We start from the raw sequence: 26,209 nt of genomic DNA on the forward strand, positions 1-26,209 counted from the left end.
ATAGTCGCGTATATTGAGATTTATGTCAATCATGTTTTCGCCGGACGGAAGCATGCAGCGACACAGCCGGGCCAAGAAATCCGGCATATATAAAACCAAGGAGACAAGCTTGAAACACGACTATCTGGACCGCACGTTCGGTCTGGCGGGGCGCGTCGCGCTGGTGACGGGCGCGGCAAGGGGACTGGGCTACGCCATCGCGCGGGCATTGGGGCAGGCAGGCGCCCAGGTGGTAATCAACGATCTGTCCGGCGAAGCCTGCGCCGCCGCCTGCGAGCGCCTGGCGGCCGAAGGCATCAAGGCCCATGGGGCGCCTTTCGACGTCGCCGACGAACAAGCCGTGGCCGATGCCGTTGCGCAACTGGAGAGCGCCGGGCTGGAAATTGATGTGCTGGTCAGCAATGCCGGCAACCAGAACCGCAAGCCCGTGGTGGAGATGAGCTCCGCCGAATGGCAGGCCTTGCAGAACGTGCACGTCAACGGCGCCTTCCATTGCGCGCGGGCCGTGCTGCCCGGCATGGGCAAGCGCGGCTTCGGCCGCATCGTGCTGATGTCGTCCGTGGCGGGGCAGGCCACCATGCCCAATATCGCCGCCTACGCCACCGCCAAGGGCGCCATCGCTGCCTTCACCCGCGCGCTGGCGGTCGAATACGGCGCCAGCGGCATCACCTGCAATGCGCTGGCGCCCGGCTTCGTGCGCACCGATTTCACGCAGGGGCTGCAGGACAATCCGCAGTTCCAGTCCTTCCTGGCCACGGCGGTGCCGACTGGCCGCTGGGCCGCGCCGGAAGATATCGCGCCTGCCGTGGTCTACCTGGCCTCGCCGGGCGCTTCGTTCGTCAACGGACACGTCCTGGCGATCGACGGCGGCCTGCTGGCCCGCATGTAGGAGCGCGCCCATGAACACCCCAGCGGTCCTGTCCGCGCAGGGATTGGTCAAGCGGTTCGGCGGCTTCAATGCCGTCGACGGCGTGTCCTTGTCCCTGCGCGAAGGCTCCATCCATGCCTTGATCGGCCCCAATGGCGCAGGCAAAACCACCTGCTTCAACCTGCTGACCAAGTTCCTCACGCCCGACGCGGGCGTCATCCATTACCGCGGCCGCGACATCACGGCGCTGGCGCCCGAGCAGATCGCGCGCCTGGGCATCGTCCGCTCGTTCCAGATATCCGCCGTGTTCCTGGGCCTGACGGCGCTGCAGAACATGCGCGTGGCGCTGATGCGCCAGCACGGCGACGGCTGGCGCTTCTGGCGCAGCCGCAGCAGCATCGACCGCCTGAACGGCCGCGCCATGGAACTGCTGGACGCGGTTGGCCTCTCCGGCCTGGCGCACACCACGGCGGCGCTGCTGCCTTACGGCCGCAAGCGCGCGCTGGAAATCGCGATGACCCTGGCGCTGGAACCGGAAATCATGCTGCTGGACGAGCCCATGGCGGGCCTGGGCCAGGAGGACGTGACCCGCATCGCCGCGCTGATCCGGCGCGCGTCCGCCAACCGCAGCATCCTGATGGTCGAACACAACCTGTCGGTGGTGGCGGATCTGTCCGACACCATCACGGTGCTGGCGCGCGGCGCGGTGCTGGCCGAGGGCGACTACGCCACCGTGTCCAGCGACGAGCGCGTCATCACGGCCTACATGGGCTCCGACGAGGAGGCGCACTGAGATGCTGGTTATCAAGGACCTCAACGCCTGGTACGGCGAATCCCACGTGCTGCACGGCGTGGACATGGAAGTCAGGCGCGGCGAGCTTGTCACCATCCTGGGCCGCAACGGCGCGGGCAAGACCACCACGCTGCGCGCCATCATGGGCATCATGGACAAGCGCCGCGGCTCCATCCGCCTGAACGGCCAGGAGACCGTGGGCATGGCGGCACACCGCATTCCGCGGTTGGGCGTGGTGTATTGCCCCGAAGAACGGGCCGTGTTCCGCAGCCTGGACGTGACCGAAAACCTGATGCTGCCGCCGCGCCTGGCCGATGGCGGCATGTCGCTGGACGAGATCTACACGCTGTTTCCCAACTTGCGTGAACGCAGCGCCAGTTCCGGCGGCAACCTGTCCGGCGGCGAACAGCAGATGCTGGCGATCGCGCGCATCCTGCGCACCGGCGCCCAGCTCATCCTGCTGGACGAGCCCACCGAAGGCCTGGCGCCCGTCATCGTGCAGCAGATCGGGCATGCCATCCGCACCTTGAAGGAGCGGGGCTTCACCATCGTGCTGGTCGAGCAGAACTTCCGTTTCGCGACCAAGGTGGCCGACCGCCACTACGTCATGGAGCACGGTTGCGTCGTCGACCAGCTGTCGGCAGAAGAAGCGCGCAACGATCCCGAGCGGATCAAGCGCCGCCTGGGCGTCTGAGGGGAGAATCCACGTGTTCGAAATATTCGGCGTGCCGTCCACGGCACTATTCGGCCAATTGCTGCTCGGCCTGATCAACGGTTCGTTCTACGCGCTGCTGTCGATCGGGCTGGCGGTGATCTTCGGCCTGTTGAACATCATCAACTTCGCCCACGGCGCGCAATACACGGCGGGCGCGTTCCTGGCCTGGATGCTGCTGAACTACCTGGGCGTGAACTACTGGGCCGCCCTGGTGCTGGTGCCGCTCATCATGGCCGTGTTCGCCATCGTGGTCGAGCGCCTGCTGATCTCGCGCACCTACCGCATGGACCATCTGTACGGCCTGCTGCTGACCTTCGGCATCGCGCTGCTGATCGAAGGCGGCCTGCGCCAGGCCTATGGCGTATCGGGGCTGCCTTACACGATACCCAAGGCGCTGTCCGGCGGCGTCAACCTGGGCTTCATGTTCCTGCCCTGGTACCGCGGCTGGGCGGTGGCGGTATCGCTGGTGCTGTGTCTGGCCGTCTGGGTGCTGATCGAGAAGACCCGCGTGGGCGCCATGCTGCGCGCGGCCACCGAGAATCCGACGGTGGTGCGTTCCTTCGGCATCAACGTGCCGCTGCTCATCACGCTGACCTACGCGCTGGGTGTGGCGTTGGCGTCGGTGGCGGGCGTGATCGCCGCGCCGATATACCAGGTCAGTCCGATGATGGGCTCCAACCTGGTGGTGGTGGTGTTCGCGGTGGTGGTGATCGGCGGCATGGGTTCCATCATGGGCGCCATCATCAGCGGCTTCGGCCTGGGCATCATCGAAGGCCTGACCAAGGTGTTCTATCCCGAGGCCGCCAACCTGGCGATCTTCATCATCATGGTGCTGGTGCTGCTGTGCAAGCCCGCGGGCCTGTTCGGCAAGCCCCTGCAGGTGCAGAACGTGCTGGCAGCCGAAGCGACGCGCGAGCCGGTGCAGCTGAGTCGCCGCGGCATGCGCGTGGCAATGGCGGCGCTGGCCGTGGCCGCCCTGGCCGCGCCCTGGTTCATCTATCCGACCTTTCTGATGAAGGTGCTGTGCTTCGCGCTGTTTGCCGCGGCCTTCAACCTGCTGGTGGGCTACGTGGGCCTGCTGTCGTTCGGCCATGCCGCGTTCTTCGGCGCGGCTGCCTACGCGACCGGCATCGTGATGAAGCTGCTGAGCGCCACGCCCGAGCTCGGCCTGCTGGCGGGGGTGCTGACGGGCGGCCTGCTGGGCCTGACCTTTGGCGCAGTCGCGATCCGGCGCCAGGGCATCTACTTCGCGATGATCACGCTGGCGTTGTCGCAACTGGTCTACTTCATCGCGGTCCAGGCGGGCTTCACCGGCGGCGAGGACGGCCTGCAAAGCGTGCCGCGCGGCAAGCTGTTCGGCATCTTCGATCTTGAAGGCGTGATGCCCATGTATTACTTCACGCTGGCCGTGTTCGCGCTGGGCTACGCCTTCGTGCTGCGCGTGTTGAACTCACCCTTCGGCGAGGTAATCCGCTCGGTGCGCGACAACGAGCAGCGCGCCCGCTCGCTGGGCTACTCCACTTCGCGCTACAAGCTGATGGCGTTCACGCTGTCGGCCTCGGTGGCGGGGCTGGCCGGCGGCCTGAAGGTGCTGGTGTTCGGTGTCGCTTCGCTGACGGACGTGCACTGGCATGCCAACGGCGAAGTAGTGCTGATGGCGCTCCTGGGCGGCATCGGCACGGTGTTCGGGCCGCTGGCCGGCGCCTTCACCTTCGTGTCGCTGCAAAACTACCTGGCGCCGCTGGGCTCCTGGGTGCTCATCGTCCAGGGCGCGATCTTCGTCCTCTGCGTCCTCCTGTTCCGCGACGGCATCATGGGACTGGTCTCGCGGGCCTGGCTGGCGCTTACCCGCAAGAAAAAGGAATCCTGATGTACTTGCATGTCGTAATGCTGCAGCTGTCGGAGGCCGCCGACGGCCGTTTCCATGACCGCGTCCAGGGCTATTGCCAGCGCATCCTGGCCGAGTGCGATGGCGTGGCGGGCTACTCTTTCCGGCCCAACGAGGCCAGCCGCTCTGATGGCCTGACCCATGCCGTGGTGGCGGCTTTCGCGGACAGCCCCGCGCATGACCGCTACCAGGTCTCGCCCGCGCACCAGGAGATGAAGGCCTACATGGCCGGCTTCATCGAGCGCCTGGTGGTGTATGACGGGGAAATTCCTACGTTCAGCTGAATAGCCCGAACCGCGCCCAGCCCCCCGGAAAGGGATAAACTCGCGGATGACTTTTCATCGTCTGGCCGCCCGCAGGGAAGGCCGCCCGCGGTAGCGGGCGCCTCGCGGGGCTGGCTGTTTTCTATTGCCGGATTCCGGCCACGTATTCTTCATAGGTCGAGTGAACATGGACTACGTATTGCCCCCTCAGCCGCCCGTCGCGGTTCCCGTTGCCGGCAGCGCCGCGCTGTTTCCGGTGCGCCGCGTCTATTGCGTCGGCCGCAATTACGCCGAACACGCCAAGGAAATGGGCTTCACCGGCCGCGAGGATCCGTTCTTCTTCTGCAAGCCGGCCGACGCCGTGCTGAGCGTGGCCGACGGCGAAACCGGCAAGATGCCGTATCCGCCCAAGACCTCCAACCTGCACTACGAAATGGAACTGGTCGTGGTGCTGGGCAAGGGCGGCCGCGACATCCCGGTCGAACAGGCCAATGATTGCGTGTGGGGCTATGCGCTGGGCCTGGACATGACCCGCCGCGACCTGCAGGGCGAAATGAAGAAGCAGGGCCGTCCCTGGGAAATCGGCAAGGCCTTCGATCTGTCCGCGCCGCTGGGCCCGATCCATCCGCGCAGCGTCGTCGGCACCCTGGAAAAGGGCGCCATCTGGCTGGACGTGAACGGCCAGCGCAAGCAGTCCAGCGACATCTCGCAGATGCTCTGGAACATTCCGGAAAGCATTTCCTACCTGTCCGGCCTGTTCGAGCTGCAACCCGGCGACATCATCTTCACCGGCACGCCTGAAGGCGTCGGCGCCGTGCTGCAAGGCGACGTGATCACCGGCGGCGTCGAAGGCCTGGGTGAACTGCGCGTCCAGATCGTTTAAAGTACGCCCCGGATCCGTTTTCACCACTTCAGGAGCGCCAGCATGCGCAGCAAGATCGTGCTGACCGCCTTTGTCGTGTTCGGCTTCGTGCTCGCCGGTTGCAACACCGTCGCGGGCATGGGCAAGGACATGTCGAAGGCAGGCAACGCCATTACCAACGCCGCCGACAAGTAATTGCCGGGGGCGGGTTCGAGAAGGCCTGAGCCGGGGATCGCGCCCCGCTCAGGCCTTTGTACGTTCAGGCGCTAAGAAGCAAGGTGTGCTTCGGCGCCCGCTATAAAAACCCTGAGTGAGAAATCGAGTTGCTCAGGCCCGTAGGTGTCGATTCCCAGCGCGACGGCCTGGCGTAGCCGTGAATAAGACTTTCCATCGACCGAGTCCAGCCATTTCTGCAACTGGCGAGGTCTGGTGCGCTCAACCGCCGACCTGGCTTGCCAAATATCCTTCACATGGCCAACGCAGAGGGCGGCAAGCAGCACGGCCAAGCGCACCGAGGCGGCTTCGCTGAAGCCCGCCCGATTCAGCTGTTCGAGCAATTCCTCGGTCGGCAGCAGGTTCCAGCTCATCAACTCGGAATCGTCAAAGCGTAGGTGTTCCGCCAAGCTTCCCATGGCGACGGCTGCGTCGACCAGGTGGGTCGCGTAGGTCCTGCATGCGTCTTGCCATGTGGGCGCGCGCGCGATGTCGGCGCTGCTGAAGCTCGCAGTCAGTGTGTCCTTCGCGACGAGCGCCAGCAGAGTCTGGCGATCTTTCACATGGTAGTTGAGCGCCTTCCGGTCCACATTGAGCGCGTCCGCAAGCGCCTGCATCGACAATTTGTCGTGACCGATGCGCCTTGCCGCCTGCAAGATCCGGGCCAGATCAAGGCCGGCACGTTCTCCTCTTCCGCGCTCAACTTCCCCTAAAACATCTTTTTTCATCGTCTTTTCGGCGTGATGTTTGGTCAACAAGCAGGCCGCCTCAAGCCCCGCTTGTGCGCGGAAAACATGACGCGTCCTGAGGAAAACCCTGCTTGACTGGGGTTCATCGTAACACTAACTTCAACGCCATATTCCCGGCCGGGAATATGGCGTTGAAGAGGCGAGACACCGATCAGCAGGGTGCATCGAACGCTGCCAACAACGTCGTGACCAGCAGAGACTGCACGGAATGGAGGTGGTTCGCCCAGTGATCAACTTTCGAAACCGGTCGGCATGAAATATCTCAATTGGCCCCGGGCTATTGAGACGGCTGCGGACGCTCTATCGGGATGCCTCCTCTCCCCGAATTCTTGCATCGACCATGACCAATTCGTACATGCCCGATTGTTATGTCTAAACAATCCGGATTTTGCGGAGTACGAGCGAGAAATCCAGGATTGAAGGAGGCCGCATGCCAAACCAGATCATCAGTTCGCGCCAGGTCAAAGTGCCGGCGCACTCGCTTGTGTCGATCTTTACCGCCATGGGGGCGATTGCATGGGACTGCAATGCCGCTGAATCTCGAACGGGGCTCGAGCGCGGAACGGTCGCTCAGCTACGGCCATCATCCGAGTCCTCTGCGGTGGACGCCGCGCCGCAGCCTGCGTCTGATTTTGCGTCTCTTGAGCGCCTGATGGAGCAGGGCGCGCTGGTTCGGATTCCATCGATTCGGGACACGGTGCTGCGTGACGCCGGCGGATTCCGTTCCGATCTGGCGCGGCACGGGATCGGCTTTCAGATCGTCAGCTTGAACTCCGCGGCTTACGACCTCAGGGGCGAAAACCCGAGGACGCATCGCAAGCAGTCGTACAACGGCCAGGTTCCCACGTTCGCGGAGACCCAGCAGCTAGTCCTGACTTATGACCTGGGGCAGCACGGAAACGATCAAAGCCAATTGATTTTCAGCGCCGTGACGGGTCACGCGAGCTGGGCGCCGAAGGGGCCTTCGGCGGACATCGCGCTGAGCCGGCTGGCGTACTTCACCACCTTCAACAACCGTCAATGGGAGTTGAAGGCAGGCTATCTCAGCAATGCCCTGGAGTTCGTGGGCTTGTACGTTGGCGGTTCCTTGGCGGTCGGGGCGCAAGGGATGAATTCCATCATTCCCTTTCAGGTCGGCCTGTCACGCCTGCCTTTTGCCACCCCGGGCGTGAATCTGACCTACAATGGATCTGGCGGCTTCTACAACAAGACCGGAATTCAGCGCAGCACCAGCCCCTACGGCGCGGAGGCGGAAGAGTCAGAACACCAGCATGGGCTGAAGTGGAAAACCCCAGGTAGCGGATGGCTGGCCATCAACGAAATCGGAGTAAAGCAACAAGCGAGTCCCGATAATCCCTCGAGATGGTTCCGGATTGGGGGAATATTCAATACGTCCGACTATGCCAGGTTCGATTCCCGCGAGCGTAGTTCGAACAACTACGCGCTTTATGTCGCGGGAGACCAGCAGATTTCGCGGCTGACGCCCAACTCATCTTCCGCGCAGGGGTGGTACGCCGGCCTTTCCTTGCACCTGGCTCCCCCGGATCAGAATCTGTACACCAAATTCGTGGAAGCCAGGCTATATACGATAGGCACGTTTCCATCGCGACCCTATGACATGTTGTCGGCCACGGTCACCTGGTCGGATTTCAGCGATACCGCGAAGGACGCCTACGGGAAAAGGGGCGTGGATACGGCGAATTCGAGCAGTGCGGCCATGCTGTCCTACATGGCGCGTCTCTATCCCGGCGTCTATCTGAGCACGGGGCTCAGCTTCATTCGATCCCCGTCATTCGTGCCCGTGGACAAGAACGCCTTGAATTTTCTGGTGGGGCTCAACATGTTCATGTAGGGGCATTCGCGCTTCCTGTGCGAACGCAATCGTGAACAACTCATGAGCCTCTGCAAAAAAAACGCCCGATGAAGGTTCATCGGGCGTTCGTTCATGGGCAAAGCCTATGCTGGCATGGAGTGTAGGGGCTGGGCCTACAGCACATCTCCGGCATAGTCGGCCAGGCGCGAACGTTCGCCCCGCTGCAGCGTGACGTGCCCGGAATGCGGCCAGCCCTTGAAGCGGTCGACCACGAAGGTCAGGCCGGAACTGCCTTCGGTCAGGTAGGGCGTATCGATCTGGGCGATGTTGCCCAGGCAGATCACCTTGGTGCCGGGACCCGCGCGCGTGACCAGCGTCTTCATCTGCTTGGGCGTCAGGTTCTGCGCCTCGTCGATGATCAGGTACTTGTTCAGGAAGGTGCGGCCGCGCATGAAGTTCAGCGACTTGACCTTGATGCGCGAACGGATCAGGTCCATGGTGGCGGCGCGGCCCCAGTCCCCGTTGCCTTCGCCTTCACCCATGTTAAGGACGTCCAGGTTGTCTTCCAGGGCGCCCATCCAGGGCAGCATCTTCTCTTCTTCCGTACCCGGCAGGAAACCGATGTCTTCGCCGACCGGCACCGTGACGCGGGTCATGATGATTTCGGTGTAGCGCTTGGTTTCCAGTACCTGGGTGATGCCCGCGGCCAGCGCCAGCAGCGTCTTGCCGGTGCCCGCCTGGCCCAGCAGCGACACGAAGTCGCATTCCGGATTCATCAGCAGGTTCATGGCGAAGTTCTGCTCGCGGTTGCGCGCGGTGATGCCCCAGACGTTGTTCTTGCCGTGGGTGTAGTCGCGCAGCGTGGCCAGCACCGCCATCTTGCCGCTGACCTCGCGCACCTGCGCATACAGCGGCATCTGGCCTTCGAAGTAGACGAACTGGTTGACCACGAACTGCGAGCACAGCGGGCCATGGATGCGGTAGAAGGTGGTGCCGCCCTGTTGCCAGGATTCGACATCCTTGCCGTGCTTGTTCCAGAAGTCCTCGGGCAGCTGCATCACGCCCGAATACATCAGGTCCGAGTCCTCCATGACCTGGTCGTTGTAGTAGTCTTCCGCGGCCATGCCCAGCGCGCGCGCCTTCAGGCGCATGTTGATGTCCTTGGACACCAGCACGACTTCGCGTTGCGGGTACTTTTCCTGCAGGGCGCGGACCACGCCCAGGATCTGGTTGTCGGCCTTGCCCATGGGCAGGTCGGAGGGCAGCGTGCTGTGGATCGCGGTCGTCTGGAACATCAGCCGGCCGGTGGCGTCCTTGTTGCCCAGCTTGGTCAGCTCAAGTCCTTCGTCCAGCTGGGTCGCGTCCTGCACCAGCGCGTCCAGCGAACGGCTGACCTGGCGCGCGTTGCGCGCCACTTCGGACATGCCCTTTTTCTGGTGATCCAGCTCTTCGAGCGTCATCATCGGCAAGAAGATGTCGTGCTCTTCGAAGCGGAACAGCGAACTGGGGTCGTGCAGCAGCACGTTGGTGTCCAGCACGAACAGCTTGCGCGGCTCGTTCTGGGCGCGCGCCTTGGCGCGTTTGGTTGGAGCCGGAGCGGTCTTGGCGCGGCGCGTCTCGGCGCGCGGGGCGGGGGCCGCGGGCGCCGGCGGCGGCACCTGGCGGGCGGGCGCCGGGATCTGCGCCTTGCGGGCCGGGGCTGCCAGGCCCTCGAGTTCGGGCTGGACGAGCAACTCGTTGTCGTCGTCCCCTGCGAGGACTGCCTGGGTACTGGACCGCGCAGCGGCGGTCTTGGTGCTGCGGGCCTGCGCCCGGGCGGATTCGCCCGAGGGGAAGGTCAGGATGGCTGCGGGACGGGTGGGCAACTTCGGAAGCGGCATATTTGTCACTCTCCAGTGTGGGCCGGCTATAGCGCCTGACGGGTAAAACCTGTGCTGACGGCTAACCGATGCTCTTCGCTGCTTGCAGGACTTCCTTGGCGTGGCCCGGGACCTTCACCCCGCGCCACTCCTGCACCAGCACGCCATAGGCATCGATCAGGAAGGTGCTGCGCTCGATGCCGCGCACCTGCTTGCCGTACATGTTCTTCTGCTTGATGACGCCGAACAGATTGCAGACGGTTTCGTCGGCGTCGGAAATGAGGGGGAAGGGAAGCTCGTACTTGGCCTTGAAGTTCTCGTGCGACTTCAACGAATCGCGCGAGATGCCGATGACCACCGCGCTGGCCGCCAGGAATTCGGCGTGCAGATCGCGGAAATCCTGGCTTTCGGTGGTGCAGCCAGGCGTGTTGTCCTTGGGATAGAAATACAGGATCACGGCGCGGCCCTGGCATTGCTCCAGGCTGATCGGACCTATGGTGCTTTCGGCGGTGAACAGCGGGGCGGGTTTGCCTATGGTCGGCGTCATTTCTGGGATTCTCCGTTGGGGGGGATGAGGGCCACGACCACGCGCCGGCCCTCCGCCATCAGGATGTTGTAGGTGCGCGAGGCGGCGTGCGTGTCCATGATCTCGACGCCGATGCCGATCGCCAGCAGCGGACGCAGCACGTCGGGACGCAGGAACTGCTGGCGCGCGCCCGTGCCCACCAGCAGCACTTCCGGCGCATTCGCGGGGCGGCTGGGGCTGGCTTCCGGTTCGTCCAGAAAGGCCATGGGGTCGCGGACGGGCTCGGACAATCCGGCCGCCTGGCGCAAGAGGGTGGGGGTGATGTCGGCCGGCGACTCAACGGGCCAGTGGGTCACTTCGCCTTCGGGGCCGAACGCGACCGAGGAGGAAAAACGTACCTGGTTGACCTCGATATAGCCATCACCATAGGCGGTGACGGTATTCAGAGCGGCCGTCGCAGGATCGGTATGCAGCTTCAATAAAAACTCCGGCTATATGGCCCGATAATAGCGCATCGGGATGACGCCATGTTGCAGGGTATCCACGAGAGGAGCCCCCACGCCGCACTCGCTGCGCTCGCTTGCTGCCCCCCGAGGGGGCGCGTTTTGCCTTGGGGCGGCCCAGCGGAAAAACGGACCCCCACGCCGCACTCGCTGCGCTCGCTTGCTGCCCCCGCGGGGGCGCGTTTTGCCTTGGGGCGGCCCAGCGGCAAAACGGGGCTTCCTTGTCACGCGATTTCCCTCGAGAGGCCGTGAAATCGGCCCCTTTTTTTCGCCATTTGCCGCACGGGCGTCCTTGCGCTAGATTACAGGGTTTTGCTGCACTGCAATCGCATGCCGGTGCGGCGTTTCGGACCCTTTTCCCCTTCGCGCATTCGCGCCCTGGTTTTTTCGCCCTTTTTATCGCCCCTAAGGATTCCCATCATGAGGAAGTTCTCTCGCATCGAGCGTCTGCCCCCGTACGTTTTCAACATTACCGGCGAGCTCAAGATGGCGGCGCGTAGGCGTGGCGAAGACATCATCGACATGTCGATGGGCAATCCGGACGGCGCGACTCCCAAGCACATCGTCGACAAGATGGTGGAAGCGACGACGCGTCCGACCACGCACGGCTATTCCGTGTCCAAGGGCATCCCGCGCCTGCGCAAGGCGATCTGTGACTGGTACCAGCGCCGCTACGCGGTCGAGTTCGATCCGGATTCCGAAGCCATCGTCACCATTGGTTCCAAGGAAGGCCTGGCGCACCTGATGCTGGCCACGCTGGACCGCGGCGACACCGTGCTGGTGCCGAACCCCAGCTATCCGATCCATATCTACGGCGCGGTCATCGCCGGCGCCAACATCCGTTCCGTGCGCATGACGCCGGGCGTGGACTTCTTCGAGGAACTGGAACGCGCCGTGCGCGAGTCCATTCCCAAACCCAAGATGATGGTGCTGGGCTTTCCCAGCAACCCGACCGCGCAATGCGTGGACCTGTCGTTCTTCGAACGCGTGGTGGCGCTGGCCAAGGAACACGACATCCTGGTGGTGCACGACCTGGCCTATGCCGACATCACCTTCGACGGCTATGTGGCGCCGTCCATCATGCAGGTGCCTGGCGCGCGCGATGTCGCCGTCGAGTTCTTCACGATGAGCAAGAGCTACAACATGGCCGGCTGGCGCATCGGCTACATGGTCGGCAACCGCGAGCTGGTCAACGCGCTGGCGCGCATCAAGAGCTATCACGACTACGGCACGTTCACGCCGATCCAGGTGGCGTCCATCGCCGCCCTGGACGGTCCGCAAGACTGCGTGAACGAAATCGTGGCGCAGTACCAAAGCCGCCGCGACGTGCTCGTGCGCGGCTTGCATGAAGCAGGTTGGAATGTGGAAATTCCCAAGGCGTCCATGTACATCTGGGCGCAGATCCCCGAACCCTACAGGGCGATGGGCTCTTTGGAATTTGCCAAGCGTGTCCTGTCGGATGCGAAGGTGGCCGTGTCCCCCGGGATCGGCTTCGGCGAGTATGGCGACGAATACGTGCGCTTCGCCCTGATCGAAAACGAGCAGCGCACCCGGCAAGCGGTGCGAGGCATTAAAGACATGTTCCGCAAGGACGGATTGCTGCGGTAGGACCACCCCCGAAGCGCTGCGCGCTTCCCCCTCAAGGGGGCGCCGCAGCGGACCGGCAAAGCCGGCTCCGCGCGGCCCCGCGTGGCGCTGCCAAGTGTGGAGTCGCTCGTACAGCAGTTATGGAGAACTGAAATGAATTCCCCCCAACGGCCGCCCGCAGAAGGCGCCGCGATGAAACCCATGAAAGTCGGCCTGCTTGGCCTGGGCGTGGTTGGCGGAGGCACCTGGGCGGTGCTGTCGCGCAACGCCGAAGAGATTGCACGCCGCGCCGGCCGCCGCATCGAAGTGACCCGCGCCGCGGTGCGCGACGTGGCCAAGGCGCGTGCGCGCGTGGGCGACGCGATCCAGGTCGACACCGATGTGCGCGCGCTGGTGCGCGATCCTGAAATCGACATCGTGGTCGAACTGATCGGCGGCGACACGCTGGCGCGCGAGCTGGTGCTGGAAGCCATCGCCAACGGCAAGCACGTCGTGACCGCCAACAAGGCGCTGCTGGCCAAGCACGGCAACGAGATCTTCGCCGCGGCCCATGAGCGCGGCGTGATGGTGACCTTCGAAGCGGCCGTCGCCGGCGGCATCCCCATCATCAAGGCGATCCGCGAAGGCCTGACCGCCAACCGCATCCAGTGGGTGGCCGGCATCATCAACGGCACCACCAACTTCATCCTGTCGGAAATGCGTACGCGCGGCCTGCCGTTCGCCGACGTGCTGGCCGAGGCGCAGCGCCTGGGCTACGCCGAAGCCGATCCCACGTTCGACGTGGAAGGCGTGGACGCGGCCCACAAGCTGACCCTGCTGGCCTCGCTGGCTTTCGGCGTGCCGGTCCAGTTCGACCGCGCCTACATCGAAGGCATTTCGCAACTGGCCGCCGAGGACATCGAGCATGCCGAACGCCTGGGCTATCGCATCAAGCTGCTGGGCGTCACCAAGCGCCGCCCGGACGGCATCGAGCTGCGCGTGCATCCGGCGCTGGTGCCGGCCGAACGCCTGCTGGCCAACGTCGAAGGCGCGATGAACGCCGTGCTGGTCAAGGGCGACGCCGTCGGTCCCACGCTGTACTACGGCCAGGGCGCGGGCGAAGAGCCCACCGCCTCGGCCGTGGTGGCCGACCTGGTCGACGTGACCCGCCTGCACACCGCGGATCCGGGCAACCGCGTGCCGCACCTGGCCTTCCAGCCGGACGCCATGTCCGACACGCCGATCCTGCCTATCGAAGAGGTCAGCACCTCGTACTACCTGCGCCTGCGCGTGGACGACCAGCCGGGCGTGCTGGCCGACATCGCCCGCATCCTGGCCGACCGCTCCATCTCCATCGGTTCGATGATCCAGCAGCCGTCGCACATCGGCGGCGCCGACATCATCTTCCTGACGCATGAGGCAGTCGAAGGCAACGTCAATCAGGCGATCGAGCGCATCGAAGCCCTGCCGTTCGTGCGCTCGAAAGTGACGCGCCTGCGCGTGGAAAATTTGCTATGAAATACATCTCCACCCGCGGCGGCATGACGCCGCTGCAATTCTCGGACATCCTGCTGGAAGGCCTGGCGCCGGACGGCGGCCTGGCCGTGCCGGAGCAACTGCCCCAGGTTTCTGCGGAAACGCTGGAGTCCTGGCGCGGCCTGCCGTATGCCGACCTGGCGTTCGAAGTGCTGTCGCTGTTCGCCACCGACATTCCGGCTGATGATCTGCGCCGCCTGACGCGCGCGGCCTACAACCAGCAGACCTTCAACAGCGAGGACATCGTCCCGCTGCGTCCGCTGGACGGCGGCCTGTCGCTGCTGGGCCTGTCCGAAGGGCCGACGCTGGCCTTCAAGGACATGGCCATGCAGTTCCTGGGCCAGGTCTTCGAATACGTGCTGGCCAAGCGCGGCACCACCCTGAACATCGTGGGCGCCACCTCCGGCGACACGGGGTCGGCGGCGGAGTACGCCTTGCGCGGCAAGAAGGGCGTGGCGGTGTTCATGCTGTCGCCCCATGGCCGCATGAGCGCCTTCCAGCGCGCGCAGATGTATTCGCTGCAGGACGAGAACATCCACAACGTCGCCGTGCGCGGCGTGTTCGACGAGGCCCAGGACATCGTCAAGGCCCTGGCCGGCGATCTGGAGTTCAAGAGCAAGTACCGTCTGGGCGCGGTCAACTCCATCAACTGGGCGCGCATCGCCGCCCAGGTGGTGTACTACTTCCATGGCTGGCTGCGCGCCACCAGCAAGGCTGGCGAGCAGGTGTCGTTCGCGGTGCCTTCGGGCAATTTCGGCAACATCCTGTCCGGCCACATCGCGCGCAGCATGGGCCTGCCCATTCGCCGCCTGGTGCTGGCCACGAACGAGAACAACGTGCTGGAAGAGTTCTTCCGCACGGGCGTCTATCGTCCGCGTCCCGCCGAGCAGACCTACGCCACCTCCAGCCCGTCCATGGACATTTCGCGCGCTTCGAACTTCGAGCGCTTCGTGTTCGACCTGGTCGGCCGCGACGCGGCCCGCGTCAAGGAACTGTGGGCCGGCATGGCGCGCGACGGCTCTTTCGACCTGTCCGCCCTGAAGCCGCAGTTCGAGGAGCGCTATGGCTTCGTGTCGGGCGCAAGCACGCACGAAGACCGCCTGGCGACGATCCGTTCGGTCTACGATGAAACCGGCGTGCTGATCGATCCGCACACCGCCGATGGCGTCAAGGTCGCGCGCGAGTTCGTCGAGCCCGGCGTGCCCATGCTGGTCCTGGAAACCGCCTTGCCGGCGAAGTTCTCGGAAACCATCGAAGAGGCCCTGGGCCGTCCGGCCACGCCCCCGGGCAATCTGGCGGACCTGGAATCCCTGCCGCAACGCGTCGAAATCATGGATTGCGACGCGGCCGCCGTGCGCCGCTTCATCGAGGCGAACGCCAAGGTGTAAAGGCCGCTTGCGTCTTGTATGCGTGTGCAACCCCTCGCAGGCTTGGCCTGCGAGGGGTTTTTTTCATTTTGGCGGGTCAGCAGCTTTACCTTCGCATGCATTTTGACCACAACCCGTCACGAATGCGGGGACAGTGTCAGATACAGTGAATTCACGATTCACTTTCGGAGAACACGCCCATGAAACTGAAGACCATGACGCTCGCCCTGGCCGTGACCGGATTCGGAGTACTGGCGGGATGCTCGTCTCCGTCGGTCATTCAGCAGCGGGACGGCAGCTCGACCGTGACGCCGGATAAGCCCCAGTACGACAAGGATTCGGGCATGTACGAATACGACAAGGACGGCAAGAAGGTCCAGATCAACAAGGACGACGTGAAGTCCATCGAACAGGTGAAGTGATCGCCGTTCCGATATGGCTTGCCCATGAAAAAAGCCCCGGCCGCTCAAGGCGCCGGGGCTTTTTCGTTGGCGCGGGGCGCCTGCAGCGTTACTGTTTGGCTGCTTCTTCGGCGTGGTAGCGGCCGACGCGGTCGACTTCGTTCTTCGAGCCCAGGATCACGCTGACGCGCTGATGCAGCTTGTCGGGCTGGATCTCCATGATGCGCTGCGTGCCGTTGATCGCGGCGCCGCCGGCCTGTTCGACCAGGAAGCTCATGGGATTGGCTTCGTACATCAGGCGCAGTTTGCCGGCCTTGCCGGGTTCGCGGGCGTCCCAGGGATACATGAAGATGCCGCCGCGGGTCAGGATGCGATGCACATCGGCCACCATGGAGGCGATCCAGCGCATGTTGTAGTCCTTGCCCAGCGGGCCGGTCGTGCCGGCCAGGCAGTCGTCGACGTAGCGCTTGACCGGGGCAGCCCAGTGGCGCATGTTCGACATGTTGATGGCGAACTCCTTGGTGTTTTCCGGCACGCGGATGTTCTCGTGCGTCAGCACCCACGAGCCCATTTCGCGGTCCAGCGTGAAGCCCACCACGCCATTGCCGATGGTCAGCACCAGCATGGTCTGCGGACCGTAGACGGCATAGCCGGCCACGACCTGCTTGTCGCCCGGCTGCAGGAAGTCCTGCTCGCACACGGGCGCGCCCGACACGTCATGCGGCGCGTGCAGCACGGAGAAGATGGTGCCGATGGAGACGTTGACGTCGATGTTCGAGGAGCCATCGAGCGGATCGAACAGCAGCAGGTATTCGCCCTTGGGGTAGCGGTTCGGGATCAGATGGATGGTCTCCATTTCTTCCGAGGCCATGGCCGCCAGGTGGCCGCCCCATTCATTGGCTTCGAGCAGGATTTCGTTGGACAGCACGTCCAGCTTCTTCTGCACTTCGCCCTGGACGTTCTCGCTTTCCAGGCTACCGAGAACGCCGCCGAGCGCGCCCTTGCTTACCGCATGGCTGATGGCCTTGCAGGCGCGCGCGACCACCTCGATGAGCAGCCGCACTTCCGGTGCGAGGGCTTGGGCGGAGCGCTGCTGCTCCACCAGGTATTGGGTCAGTGTTTTACGTTTCAAAGGAACCTCCTATGCTGCGAATTCTAAAGCCTTGGATACGATTTCCTGCACATTGCGCGACAGGCCTTCCTGGGCGCGCACCCGCTGCAGGGCGGCCTGCATGGGCGTGCGCAGGGCGGGCACGAAGCGTGCCCAGTTGTCCAGCGCGCGCGCCAGGCGGGCGGCGATCTCGGGGTTGAGGGCGTCCAGCGCCAGCACCTGCTCGGCCCAGAAGGCGTAGCCGGTGCCGTCGGGGTGATGCATGCCGCGGGCGTTGTTCAGGCAGAACTGGAAGATCAGCGAGCGCGCGCGGTTCGGGTTGCGCAGGGTGAATGCGGGGTGCTGCATCAGCTCGCGCGCGGTCTGCACGGTGGTCGAGCGGGCCGCGGCCTGCAGGGCGAACCACTTGTCCACCACCAGGGCGTTGTCGCGCCATTTGTCGTAGAAAGCGGCAAGCGCCTTATGCGGGAAGTCGCCCTGGCCGAAATTGATCAGCGCGGATAGCGCCGCCATGCTGTCGGTCATGTTGCCGGCCTTCTCGTACTGCTGCTCGGCCAGGCGCTGGGCATCGAGTTCGCCCGCCGCCATCAGGTGGCTGAGCGCCAGGTTCTTCAAGGCGCGCTTGCCGGCCGGAACCGGCGCCGGGCTGTATTCGCCCGGCGTCTGGTTGTCGTCGAATGCCAGGCGGAACTCGGCGGCCAACTGGCGTCCCAGTTCGGCACGCAGGAAGTCGCGTGCGACCGCCAGGGCAGGCGGGTCCACCTGCTGCATGCGTTCGGCCAGGGTCTTTTCGGACGGCAGGGCCAGGGCGCGGGCGCGGTAGGCGGCGTCCAGAGCCGGATCGGTCAGCAGCGCGCGCCAGGTCTCGATGAAGGCGGCGTCGGCATGCAGGGTCTTGCCGGCCTGGCGGGCCTCGGCCAGCGCCAGGATCTGGCGGGTGGCGAATTCCTGGCCGGCTTCCCAACGGGCGAAGGGATTGCCGTCGTGCGCCGACAGCAGGGCCAGTTCTTCGTTGGTCCAGCCGTAGTCGACGATGACCGGGGCCGAGAAGTCGCGCAATAGCGACGGCACAGGACGCTCGTCGATATCCTCGAATATCCATTGCTGGCTTTGCTGCGTCAGTTCCAGCAGCGCGGTGTCCAGGACCGCGCCGGCTTGGCGCAGCGGCAGTGCGCGGCCGTCGCGGTCCAGCAAGCCGATGGCGAACGGGATGTGGAAGGGGGCCTTCACGTAATCGGCGCCGGCCTTCTTTTCCACGCCGACCGGCGGGCATTCCTGGGTGAGCGTCACGGTGCAACGGCGCGTTGCGGCGTCGTGGTCGAGCTTGACGGTCACGCGCGGCGTGCCGGCCTGGCGGTACCAGCGGCGGAACACGGACAGGTCGCGGTCCGGATGCTGGCGCACGTAGACGGATTCCATGGCGGCCACGAAGTCGTCGCAGGTCACGGCCTGGCCGTCATGGCGGCGGAAGTACTCGTCCATGCCGGCGCGAAAGCCCGCCTCGCCCAGCAGGGTGTGCTGCATGCGGATGACTTCGGCGCCTTTCTCGTACACGGTCGCCGTGTAGAAGTTGCCGATCTCCTGGTAGCTTTCAGGCCGGATCGGATGGGCCATGGGGCCGGCGTCTTCCGGAAACTGGGCGGCGCGCAGCGCCACTACGTCGTCGATGCGCTTGACCGCGCGCGCGCTCGCGGCCTCGGCGGCATCCATGCCGTGGGCCATCATGTCGGCGCTGAATTCCTGGTCGCGGAAGACGGTCAGGCCTTCCTTCAGGCTCAGCTGGAACCAGTCGCGGCAGGTGACGCGGTTGCCGGTCCAGTTGTGGAAGTACTCGTGTCCGATGACGGATTCGATGCCTTCATAGTTGGCGTCCGTGGCCGTATCCGCATCCGCCAGCACGTAGGCGGCGTTGAAGATGTTCAAGCCCTTGTTTTCCATCGCGCCCATGTTGAAGTCATGGACAGCCACGATCATGAAGCGGTCCAGGTCCAACTCCAGGCCGAAGCGGCTTTCGTCCCAGCGCAGCGCGCGCACCAGCGAATCCAGCGCCCATTCGGTCTTGGATTCCGAACCTGGATCGCTGTAGACCTGCAGCAGCACGTCGCGGCCGCTGGACGTCTTGACGGTGGTTTCGCGGTGCGTGAGCTTGCCGGCCACCAGCGCGAACAGGTAGCAGGGCTTGGGGAAGGGATCTTCCCATTCGACCTCGTTGCGGCCGTCGGGCAGTTGGCGCGTGGCCAGCAGGTTGCCGTTGGAAAGCAGCACCGGATACTCCGGCTGGGCGCGCAGGGTCACGCGGTAGCGCGACATCACGTCGGGCCGGTCCGCGAACCACGTGATGCGGCGAAAGCCCTCGGCCTCGCATTGGGTGAAGAAGTTGCCGCCCGAGACGTACAGGCCCATCAGCGTGGAATTGGCCGACGGTTTGCAGCGGCTGACGATTTCCACCGTGGCGCTGGGCGGCAGGCCGTAAAGGGCCAGGCTGTGTTCGGACAGGCGATAGCGGTCGGCGGGCAGGGGCGCGCCATTCACGCCTACCGAGACGAGCTCCAGGTCTTCGCCGTCCAGGATCAGGGCGGCGTCGGCGCTGGCCCCGGCCTTGCGCTGCACTTGCATCGTGCAGCGCACTTCGGTCGCGTCCGGCGCGAGATCGAAGGCGAGGGCGACTTCGGGAATGTCGTAGGGGTAGGGCTGGTAATCCTTGCGATATACGGTTACGGGCATGTCTGTGCGCATGGGATTGCAGTCCTGTATGAACGAAGGCTCTATTGTAGTGGCTGGGCATGACGCACCGCCCTGGGCCGTTTGGCGTACCGTAAACTTTTTGTAGCGGTCTGAGTCAAAGTCAGTATCATGGCGCCGTCGCGCGCCGCAGAGGTGTCAAATGTCGAGGTTGTCCATGTTCAATATGCGCCGCTGGGCCGGTCTGCTGGCCGTGGCGGGGGCGTTTGCCCTGACGGGTTGTGCCGCTCCCACGGTTTCCGCGAGGGTCACTTCCTTTCAGCAATGGCCCGCGGGCGTGGAGGGGCAGACCTACCAGTTCATCGCTGCCGATGCTTCGCAAAACAACAATCTTGAATATCAGTCCTATCAGGACATGGTGCGGGCCGGCATAGGCGCGACCGGCCTGGTCGAGGCCAAGTCCGGCGCAAAGGGTCGTTTCGACGTGTCGTTCAACTACAGCACCACGCAGACCCAGATAATGGTGCAGCGTCCATACGATCCATATTTCTATGGCGGCTACGGCTATGGCGGTTTCTACGGCCCGCGGCCGTGGGGAGCGGGGTATGGCTACTGGGGGCCGGAATGGGTCGACGTACCCATGGCCGTGCAACGCAATACCCTCACCCTGCATATCTATGACACGCAGCGCGGCGGCGCCGAGGTATACCGTTCCAGCGCTTTCATACTGAGCGAGCGCGACGATTTCCTGCGCACCATGCCGTACCTGGTACGCGCAATATTTGATAATTTTCCCGGGAATAATGGCGCGGAGCGCGAAATCCGCTTCCCCGTGCAATGAAATCGGGCGGCCTTTTGGGGCCTGTCTTTAAATAAAATCGGCGCACCAATATGGTGCGCCGATTTTTTTCTTACTGGCGGATAGGTTTTTATTCTTTGATAAGAAAACTGTCGCGGGTTGCGCCTGCGGCTTCTTCCGCGGCGAGCCAGCGGGGGGCCTTGCCACGGCCGCTCCACGTTTCCCCTGTTTGAGGATGGCGGTACTTGGGCGCAACGGCGCGTTTGGCGGCGTTGGCCGGACGGGCAGCGGGGCCAGCCTTGCGGCGGCCACCGGCGGCGGCGCGGGCGGGCTTGCCGGCGCCATAGGCTGCGACGATCTCTTCAGGCGTGATGTCGTACTCGCGCATCGACGTGATGATCTGCGTGATCACGGGCTTGCGACGCTTGGTTTGCAGGACTTCAGCCTTCTTTTGTAGCTTGTTGATTTCCTTTTCGATCTTTGCTTGCAGTGCTGCGTAGGATTCTCGGGCCATGGTTTATTCCTGATTATGGAACTGCTGTAATCGCCGGCGAAGTTATTGTGTAATTGTTGTGCTTCGCATAATACAGAAGTTACGGCTTGACTTCCTGGTTTCTGATGCAATTACTTTGTATCAAAAGAGTCCGATACCGTTTTTCGGTCTGGGAGTGCCTGCAACGAGCCAAGTATTGGGAAGGATATTCTCGAATTTGGGACAACTTGAAACAATAGGGGTATTGGTTCACGAGGCGGACGAATAGCCGCGCATGCCCTTGCATCTGTCCGGTTTGTCTCGCAAAGCGCGCAAATACGGGGCTCCAGGCCTGACGTCCCGCATCGGACCTGCCGCGGGTGCGGCGTTTGCGGAAGTCTGATGACGCAACGGCGGGAACAAATGAATAGTCTTGCGGTCTGATATTCGCCAGGCATGGTCCGACAGGATTCTGTGCTATGCGCCCAGCGGTCTCATTGGCGTATTTCCTTTTCATGTCAAGTTGTATGACGAGTTTGGTGCGCGCCTCGGGAATACCTTTGCCTGTATGCCTGCTGGTCGAAAAAGTCCTATGAGCACCCGAAAAAAGGGGCGCATCGAACATTGTTTGAGCTTGTCGGTGCAGCCCGGTATGTAATATTCCGACCCCGCCCGCACGCGTAAATAATGCCCGTGGTATTTTTCGCTCCAGCGTGTTTCCCGGCGGGGCGCGCGGCCCGACGGCCAGGCCGCGCCAGCGTTACGATATGATCTCGAGTATCACCGCGAGCGCGCGCCAGCGCGCCGCCGCCTCCTGTACAGAGCCCCATGAAAATCATCGATCCCGCCATTGCTTCCCTCGCCACCGCCAAATCCCTGCTGCTAGACCCCTGGGGCCTGACCGAGGCGGACATGGCGCGCGCGCTGGGTGAGATCTTCACTCACAAGGTCGACTACGCCGACCTGTATTTCCAGTACACGCGCAGCGAGGGCTGGAGCCTGGAAGAGGGCATCGTCAAGACCGGCAGTTTCTCGATCAGCCAGGGCGTCGGGGTACGTGCCGTGAGCGGCGAGAAAACCGCCTTTGCCTATTCGGATTCGCTGTCGCCCGAAGCGCTGTTGTCGTCTGCGCACGCGGTGCGCGGCATCGCGCGCCGCGGCGCCGGCAAGGTAAAGGTGGCGGCGCAGGTCGAAGCCGAGATCGGCCGCAGCCTGTATGCCGATATCGATCCGGTTGCCACCTTGAGCGCTCCCGAGAAGGTCGCGCTGCTGGAACGCGTGGAGCGCATGGCGCGCGCCCGCGATCCGCATGTGATTCAGGTCATGGCGGGCCTGGGCGCCGAATATGACGTGGTGTTGGTGGCCGGCAGCGACGGCCGCCTGGCCGCCGACGTGCGCCCGCTGGTGCGCTTGTCGCTGACCGTCATCGCCGAGCGCAATGGCCGCCGCGAAATGGGTCACGCGGGCGGCGGCGGCCGCCTGGGCCTGGCCTATTTCACGGACGAAATGCTGCAGGGCTACGTCGAGCGCGCGGTGCACGAGGCCATGGTGAACCTGGAAGCGCGCCCCGCGCCGGCCGGTGAAATGACTGTCGTGCTGGGTTCGGGCTGGCCCGGCATCCTGTTGCACGAGGCTGTCGGCCACGGGCTGGAAGGCGACTTCAACCGCAAGGGGTCCAGCGTGTTCTCGGGCCGCATCGGCGAGCGCGTCGCCTCCAAGGGCGTGACGGTGGTCGACGACGGCACCATCCCCGATCGCCGCGGCTCGCTCAACATCGACGACGAAGGCAATGCCACCCAGCGCAACGTGCTGATCGAGGACGGCATCCTGCGCGGCTATATGCAGGACACGCTGAACGCGCGCCTCATGAAGACCGCCGCCACCGGCAACGGCCGCCGTGAATCGTTCGCGCACCTGCCGATGCCGCGCATGACCAACACCTACATGCTGGCGGGCGACAAGCCGGCCGAGGAAATCGTGTCGTCCGTCAAGCGTGGGCTGTACGCGGTCAATTTCGGCGGTGGCCAGGTCGACATCACCAACGGCAAGTTCGTGTTTTCGGCGTCCGAAGCCTACATGATCGAAAACGGCAAGGTGACCTATCCGGTCAAGGGCGCCACCCTGATCGGCAACGGTCCGGACGCCATGAACCGCGTCACCATGATAGGCAACGACCTGCAGCTGGATTCCGGCGTGGGCACGTGCGGCAAGGATGGCCAGAGCGTCCCCGTGGGCGTGGGCATGCCCACGGTCCGCATGGAAGGCCTGACCGTCGGCGGCACCGCCTGATTCAAAAACACGGATGACGGCTCGAAAAAATTGTGCTAGAGTCAATCCCCATGAAATTCGCGTCCCCCGCCTTTTATTTTTATTTTTATGGTTTTCTGAAGCCGCTGGCGGAGGAAGGGACGCGCTCAATCTGAAGTTTGGAAAGAATCCCCCCAAAAAAGCCGCCAGCGAACTGGCGGCTTTTTTTGCGCCGCCAGTTGAGGAAACCATCTCGGGAACATCCCCGCGGCGGGCAACCCAGGAGCAGTACCGTGTCACACAATACCGACGACCTTCGCATTCGAGAAATCAAAGAGCTGAACCCGCCCGCGCACGTCATGCGCGAGTTCGCCTGCACCAAGGAGGCGTCCGACACCGTGTTCGCCGCCCGCCAGGGGATGCACCGCATCCTGCACGGCATGGATGACCGGATGATCGTCGTGATCGGTCCTTGCTCCATCCACGACACCCGCGCGGCCATCGAATATGCGAAGCGTCTGAAGCCTGTGCGCGACCGGCTGAGCGCCGACCTGGAAATCGTGATGCGCGTGTACTTCGAGAAGCCGCGCACCACCGTGGGCTGGAAGGGTTTGATCAACGATCCGGATCTGGACGGCAGCTTCGACATCAACAAGGGCGTGCGCGTCGCCCGCGAGCTGCTGCTGGACATCAACAGCATGGGACTGCCGGCGGGTTGCGAGTTCCTGGACATGATTACGCCGCAGTACATCGCGGATCTGGTCTCCTGGGGGGCGATCGGGGCTCGGACGACGGAAAGCCAGGTGCATCGCGAGCTGGCATCGGGACTGTCGTGTCCGGTGGGGTTCAAGAACGGCACCGACGGCAATGTGAAGATCGCGGTCGATGCGATCAAGGCGGCCTCCCAGCCGCACCATTTCCTGTCGGTGACCAAGGGCGGGCATTCCGCAATTGTGTCGACGGCCGGCAACGAGGACTGTCACGTCATCCTGCGCGGCGGCAAGACGCCGAACTACGACGCGGCCAGCATCGAAGCGGCCTGCCAGGACATGTCCAAGGCTGGTCTGGCGCAGCGCATCATGATCGACGCCAGCCACGCCAACAGCAGCAAGAAGCCCGAGAACCAGCCCTTGGTCATCGAAGACGTGGCGCGCCAGATGGAAGCGGGCGACAGCCGCCTGGTGGGCGTCATGGTTGAAAGCCACCTGCTGGGCGGCCGCCAGGACATGGTGCCTGGCACGCCGCTGGTCTACGGCCAGAGCATCACCGACGGCTGCATCGACTGGGACGCCTCGGTCGCCGTGCTCGAGCGTTTGGCTCATGCGGTGCGCGAACGCCGCCGGGTCGCCCTTACGACCGGCAAGTAAGTCCCTGGTAAAACTGAGGGCCGCTAGCGCCTGGCGGTTTGCGGCGCGGCGCGCGCGGCGGCGTAGAATAATCGGATCAACCAATCTAACCCAGGATCACGCTGATCATGAATGCCCCCATGCATGCCGAAACGCTGCGCCGTCCGGTGCCGGCCGCTTGTCTGGATGCTTTGCGCGCGCGCTTTGGCGACCGCCTGTCCGAATCTGCCGCGATGCGCGACCATCATGGCCGCGATGAATCTCCCTATCCCGCCATGCCGCCGGACGCCGTGGTCTTCGCGCACACGACCGAGGAAGTGGCCGAGATCGCCAAGCTGTGCAACGAGCATCGCGTTCCTTTGATCCCTTATGGCGCGGGTTCTTCGCTCGAAGGCCACATCCTCGCGATCCAGGGCGGCATCAGTCTCGACCTGTCGCAGATGAACAAGATTCTTGCGATCAACGCCGAGGACCTGACCGCCACCGTGCAGGCTGGCGTGCTGCGCAAGCAGCTCAACGACGAAATCCGCGATACCGGCCTGTTCTTTCCGATAGATCCGGGCGCCGACGCCAGCCTGGGGGGCATGGCGGCCACGCGCGCTTCCGGCACCAATGCCGTGCGCTACGGCACCATGCGCGAGAACGTCATGTCGCTGACCGTGGTGACTGCGGATGGACGCATCGTCCGCACCGCGGGCCGCGCCCGCAAGTCCTCGGCCGGCTACGACCTGACGCGCATCTTCGTCGGCAGCGAAGGCACCCTGGGCATCATCACCGAAGTGACGGTGCGCCTGTATCCCCAGCCTGAAGCCGTGTCGGCCGCGGTCTGCAACTTCCCGACGCTGGATTCGGCGGTGCAGAGCGTGATCGAAATCATCCAGATGGGCGTGCAGATCGCCCGCGTTGAATTCATGGACGCCGCCAGCGTGCGCGCGGTGAACCTGCACAGCAAGCTGACGCTGCGCGAAACGCCGCTGCTGGTGTTCGAGTTCCACGGCAGCCCGGCCGGCGTGCAGGAGCAGGCCGAGATCGTACAGGCGATCACGGCCGATCACGGCGGCATGGATTTCGAATGGGCCGAACGTCCCGAAGACCGCAGCCGCCTGTGGACCGCCCGCCACAATGCCTATTTCGCGGGCCTGCAACTGCGCCCCGGCTGCCGCGCCAGCACCACCGACGTCTGCGTGCCGATCTCGCGCCTGGCCGATTGCGTGAGCGAGACGGTCGAGGAACTGGACCGCGCCAGCTTCCCCTACACGATCGTGGGCCACGTGGGCGACGGCAACTTCCATGTGCTGATGCTGCTCGATCCGGACAGCGCCAAGGAATGGGAAGAATCCGAAACCATCAACCACAATCTGGTGCGCCGCGCGATCGCCGCCGACGGCACCTGCACGGGCGAGCACGGCGTGGGCCTGCACAAGATGCAGTTCATGGCTGAAGAGCATGGCGAGGACGCCCTGGATCTGATGCGCAGCCTGAAGCACGCGTTTGATCCGAACAACATCCTCAATCCTGGCAAGATCGTGTCCTGGTAAGCCTGCTTCGGCAGCGCAGCCGACTTCCGAAGCCGACGGCGCGCCGTCGGCTTTTTTCTTGCCATCCTCAGGCGTGAACGAGCGGGGCGGCC

Annotated in this window: 23 protein-coding genes; 16 read left to right on the plus strand and 7 right to left on the minus strand. The window is 64.1% G+C overall.

Going from position 1 to position 26,209, the window contains the following annotated elements:
- Positions 1 to 109: 109 nt before the first annotated feature.
- The 7 genes from ACM1PE_RS05220 (at position 110) to ACM1PE_RS05250 (ending at position 5,584) form a co-directional block, all read left to right on the plus strand.
- Positions 110 to 889 carry an SDR family NAD(P)-dependent oxidoreductase gene (locus tag ACM1PE_RS05220; RefSeq protein ID WP_059379187.1) on the plus strand — a complete coding sequence of 260 codons (780 nt, stop codon included), beginning with the start codon at positions 110 to 112 and terminating at the stop codon, positions 887 to 889.
- A gap of 10 nt (positions 890 to 899) precedes the next feature.
- On the plus strand, positions 900 to 1,661 hold the full coding sequence (locus ACM1PE_RS05225) for an ABC transporter ATP-binding protein (protein WP_054451071.1): 762 nt from the start codon (positions 900 to 902) through the stop codon (positions 1,659 to 1,661).
- Position 1,662: 1 nt separating this feature from the next.
- On the plus strand, positions 1,663 to 2,355 hold the full coding sequence (locus ACM1PE_RS05230) for an ABC transporter ATP-binding protein (protein ID WP_054451072.1): 693 nt from the start codon (positions 1,663 to 1,665) through the stop codon (positions 2,353 to 2,355).
- Positions 2,356 to 2,368: 13 nt separating this feature from the next.
- Complete coding sequence (locus tag ACM1PE_RS05235) at positions 2,369 to 4,246, plus strand: ABC transporter permease (protein WP_419342638.1); 1,878 nt, start codon at positions 2,369 to 2,371, stop codon at positions 4,244 to 4,246.
- Positions 4,246 to 4,548, plus strand: coding sequence for a Dabb family protein (locus tag ACM1PE_RS05240; protein ID WP_059379184.1), 303 nt, complete (start codon positions 4,246 to 4,248; stop codon positions 4,546 to 4,548). The genes ACM1PE_RS05235 and ACM1PE_RS05240 overlap by 1 nt, the downstream gene beginning before the upstream one ends.
- A 166-nt stretch (positions 4,549 to 4,714) precedes the next feature.
- Positions 4,715 to 5,410, plus strand: coding sequence for a fumarylacetoacetate hydrolase family protein (locus ACM1PE_RS05245; protein ID WP_042792659.1), 696 nt, complete (start codon positions 4,715 to 4,717; stop codon positions 5,408 to 5,410).
- Between the two features lie 42 nt (positions 5,411 to 5,452).
- A complete protein-coding gene (locus ACM1PE_RS05250; RefSeq protein ID WP_042792660.1) occupies positions 5,453 to 5,584 on the plus strand; it encodes an entericidin A/B family lipoprotein in 132 nt (43 codons plus the stop codon).
- Positions 5,585 to 5,655: 71 nt separating this feature from the next.
- Here the strand turns inward: ACM1PE_RS05250 and ACM1PE_RS05255 are convergent, their stop codons facing one another.
- The gene (locus ACM1PE_RS05255; protein WP_118934936.1) at positions 5,656 to 6,360 is read right to left on the minus strand and encodes a TetR/AcrR family transcriptional regulator C-terminal domain-containing protein; all 705 of its coding nucleotides are present in this window, start codon (positions 6,358 to 6,360) and stop codon (positions 5,656 to 5,658) included.
- A 421-nt stretch (positions 6,361 to 6,781) separates the two neighbouring features.
- On the opposite strand from ACM1PE_RS05255, the gene ACM1PE_RS05260 reads away from it, so the two are divergent.
- Positions 6,782 to 8,203 carry a carbohydrate porin gene (locus ACM1PE_RS05260; RefSeq protein ID WP_419342639.1) on the plus strand — a complete coding sequence of 474 codons (1,422 nt, stop codon included), beginning with the start codon at positions 6,782 to 6,784 and terminating at the stop codon, positions 8,201 to 8,203.
- A gap of 134 nt (positions 8,204 to 8,337) precedes the next feature.
- Here the strand turns inward: ACM1PE_RS05260 and ACM1PE_RS05265 are convergent, their stop codons facing one another.
- The 3 genes from ACM1PE_RS05265 to ACM1PE_RS05275 form a co-directional block, all read right to left on the minus strand.
- Positions 8,338 to 10,044, minus strand: a complete 1,707-nt coding sequence (locus tag ACM1PE_RS05265) for a PhoH family protein (protein ID WP_059379178.1) — start codon at positions 10,042 to 10,044, stop codon at positions 8,338 to 8,340.
- 61 nt (positions 10,045 to 10,105) lie between these two features.
- A complete protein-coding gene (locus ACM1PE_RS05270; RefSeq protein WP_054451079.1) occupies positions 10,106 to 10,570 on the minus strand; it encodes a peroxiredoxin in 465 nt (154 codons plus the stop codon).
- A complete protein-coding gene (locus ACM1PE_RS05275) occupies positions 10,567 to 11,028 on the minus strand; it encodes an Mth938-like domain-containing protein (protein WP_059379176.1) in 462 nt (153 codons plus the stop codon). Before ACM1PE_RS05275 ends, ACM1PE_RS05270 begins: the two co-directional genes overlap by 4 nt.
- A 444-nt stretch (positions 11,029 to 11,472) precedes the next feature.
- Here ACM1PE_RS05275 and alaC point away from each other — a divergent pair, with 444 nt between their 5' ends.
- The 4 genes from alaC (at position 11,473) to ACM1PE_RS05295 (ending at position 15,943) form a co-directional block, all read left to right on the plus strand.
- Positions 11,473 to 12,660 (plus strand): alanine transaminase, encoded by a 1,188-nt coding sequence (alaC, locus tag ACM1PE_RS05280; protein WP_054451081.1) that lies wholly within the window; start codon positions 11,473 to 11,475, stop codon positions 12,658 to 12,660.
- Between the two features lie 171 nt (positions 12,661 to 12,831).
- Entirely contained in the window at positions 12,832 to 14,136 is a 1,305-nt protein-coding gene (locus ACM1PE_RS05285) for a homoserine dehydrogenase (protein WP_280014759.1), read from the plus strand.
- On the plus strand, positions 14,133 to 15,542 hold the full coding sequence (gene thrC, locus ACM1PE_RS05290) for a threonine synthase (RefSeq protein ID WP_419342640.1): 1,410 nt from the start codon (positions 14,133 to 14,135) through the stop codon (positions 15,540 to 15,542). The genes ACM1PE_RS05285 and thrC overlap by 4 nt, the downstream gene beginning before the upstream one ends.
- A 179-nt stretch (positions 15,543 to 15,721) precedes the next feature.
- Entirely contained in the window at positions 15,722 to 15,943 is a 222-nt protein-coding gene (locus ACM1PE_RS05295; RefSeq protein ID WP_059379174.1) for a YgdI/YgdR family lipoprotein, read from the plus strand.
- Between the two features lie 88 nt (positions 15,944 to 16,031).
- Here ACM1PE_RS05295 and ACM1PE_RS05300 read toward each other — a convergent pair whose 3' ends face one another.
- Together ACM1PE_RS05300 and pepN are read right to left on the minus strand one after the other, a co-directional pair.
- Entirely contained in the window at positions 16,032 to 17,054 is a 1,023-nt protein-coding gene (locus ACM1PE_RS05300; RefSeq protein ID WP_419342641.1) for a class 1 fructose-bisphosphatase, read from the minus strand.
- A 9-nt stretch (positions 17,055 to 17,063) separates the two neighbouring features.
- A complete protein-coding gene (pepN, locus tag ACM1PE_RS05305) occupies positions 17,064 to 19,769 on the minus strand; it encodes an aminopeptidase N (protein ID WP_419342642.1) in 2,706 nt (901 codons plus the stop codon).
- 148 nt (positions 19,770 to 19,917) lie between these two features.
- Here pepN and ACM1PE_RS05310 point away from each other — a divergent pair, with 148 nt between their 5' ends.
- A complete protein-coding gene (locus tag ACM1PE_RS05310; protein WP_419342643.1) occupies positions 19,918 to 20,556 on the plus strand; it encodes a DUF4136 domain-containing protein in 639 nt (212 codons plus the stop codon).
- Between the two features lie 88 nt (positions 20,557 to 20,644).
- On the opposite strand, the gene ACM1PE_RS05315 is transcribed toward ACM1PE_RS05310, so the two are convergent.
- On the minus strand, positions 20,645 to 21,028 hold the full coding sequence (locus ACM1PE_RS05315; protein WP_059379169.1) for an H-NS family nucleoid-associated regulatory protein: 384 nt from the start codon (positions 21,026 to 21,028) through the stop codon (positions 20,645 to 20,647).
- Between the two features lie 786 nt (positions 21,029 to 21,814).
- On the opposite strand from ACM1PE_RS05315, the gene tldD reads away from it, so the two are divergent.
- The 3 genes from tldD to ACM1PE_RS05330 all read left to right on the plus strand — a co-directional run bounded on the left by tldD (position 21,815) and on the right by ACM1PE_RS05330 (position 26,117).
- Positions 21,815 to 23,275: a metalloprotease TldD gene (gene tldD, locus ACM1PE_RS05320; RefSeq protein ID WP_013392574.1), complete on the plus strand. Its 1,461-nt coding sequence runs from the start codon at positions 21,815 to 21,817 to the stop codon at positions 23,273 to 23,275.
- Positions 23,276 to 23,526: 251 nt separating this feature from the next.
- Positions 23,527 to 24,600, plus strand: a complete 1,074-nt coding sequence (gene aroG, locus ACM1PE_RS05325) for a 3-deoxy-7-phosphoheptulonate synthase AroG (RefSeq protein ID WP_059379168.1) — start codon at positions 23,527 to 23,529, stop codon at positions 24,598 to 24,600.
- Between the two features lie 107 nt (positions 24,601 to 24,707).
- Positions 24,708 to 26,117 (plus strand): FAD-binding oxidoreductase, encoded by a 1,410-nt coding sequence (locus ACM1PE_RS05330; RefSeq protein WP_059379166.1) that lies wholly within the window; start codon positions 24,708 to 24,710, stop codon positions 26,115 to 26,117.
- Positions 26,118 to 26,209: the final 92 nt, after the last annotated feature.

This window comes from Achromobacter sp. PD1, from assembly GCF_048541815.1.
GTDB classification, from domain to species: Bacteria; Pseudomonadota; Gammaproteobacteria; order Burkholderiales; family Burkholderiaceae_B; genus Achromobacter; species Achromobacter bronchisepticus_A.

What these genes read in the sequence shown, in the direction of transcription:
- tldD (WP_013392574.1), top strand. Translation starts at nt 21,815, where the DNA reads ATGAAAATCATCGATCCCGCCATTGCTTCCCTCGCCACCGCCAAATCC.
- ACM1PE_RS05260 (WP_419342639.1), top strand. Translation starts at nt 6,782, where the DNA reads ATGCCAAACCAGATCATCAGTTCGCGCCAGGTCAAAGTGCCGGCGCAC.
- alaC (WP_054451081.1), top strand. Translation starts at nt 11,473, where the DNA reads ATGAGGAAGTTCTCTCGCATCGAGCGTCTGCCCCCGTACGTTTTCAAC.
- ACM1PE_RS05295 (WP_059379174.1), top strand. Translation starts at nt 15,722, where the DNA reads ATGAAACTGAAGACCATGACGCTCGCCCTGGCCGTGACCGGATTCGGA.
- thrC (WP_419342640.1), top strand. Translation starts at nt 14,133, where the DNA reads ATGAAATACATCTCCACCCGCGGCGGCATGACGCCGCTGCAATTCTCG.
- ACM1PE_RS05250 (WP_042792660.1), top strand. Translation starts at nt 5,453, where the DNA reads ATGCGCAGCAAGATCGTGCTGACCGCCTTTGTCGTGTTCGGCTTCGTG.
- ACM1PE_RS05270 (WP_054451079.1), bottom strand. Translation starts at nt 10,570, where the DNA reads ATGACGCCGACCATAGGCAAACCCGCCCCGCTGTTCACCGCCGAAAGC.
- pepN (WP_419342642.1), bottom strand. Translation starts at nt 19,769, where the DNA reads ATGCGCACAGACATGCCCGTAACCGTATATCGCAAGGATTACCAGCCC.
- ACM1PE_RS05330 (WP_059379166.1), top strand. Translation starts at nt 24,708, where the DNA reads ATGAATGCCCCCATGCATGCCGAAACGCTGCGCCGTCCGGTGCCGGCC.
- ACM1PE_RS05240 (WP_059379184.1), top strand. Translation starts at nt 4,246, where the DNA reads ATGTACTTGCATGTCGTAATGCTGCAGCTGTCGGAGGCCGCCGACGGC.
- ACM1PE_RS05265 (WP_059379178.1), bottom strand. Translation starts at nt 10,044, where the DNA reads ATGCCGCTTCCGAAGTTGCCCACCCGTCCCGCAGCCATCCTGACCTTC.
- ACM1PE_RS05245 (WP_042792659.1), top strand. Translation starts at nt 4,715, where the DNA reads ATGGACTACGTATTGCCCCCTCAGCCGCCCGTCGCGGTTCCCGTTGCC.
- ACM1PE_RS05315 (WP_059379169.1), bottom strand. Translation starts at nt 21,028, where the DNA reads ATGGCCCGAGAATCCTACGCAGCACTGCAAGCAAAGATCGAAAAGGAA.
- ACM1PE_RS05310 (WP_419342643.1), top strand. Translation starts at nt 19,918, where the DNA reads ATGTCGAGGTTGTCCATGTTCAATATGCGCCGCTGGGCCGGTCTGCTG.
- ACM1PE_RS05230 (WP_054451072.1), top strand. Translation starts at nt 1,663, where the DNA reads ATGCTGGTTATCAAGGACCTCAACGCCTGGTACGGCGAATCCCACGTG.
- ACM1PE_RS05225 (WP_054451071.1), top strand. Translation starts at nt 900, where the DNA reads ATGAACACCCCAGCGGTCCTGTCCGCGCAGGGATTGGTCAAGCGGTTC.
- ACM1PE_RS05285 (WP_280014759.1), top strand. Translation starts at nt 12,832, where the DNA reads ATGAAACCCATGAAAGTCGGCCTGCTTGGCCTGGGCGTGGTTGGCGGA.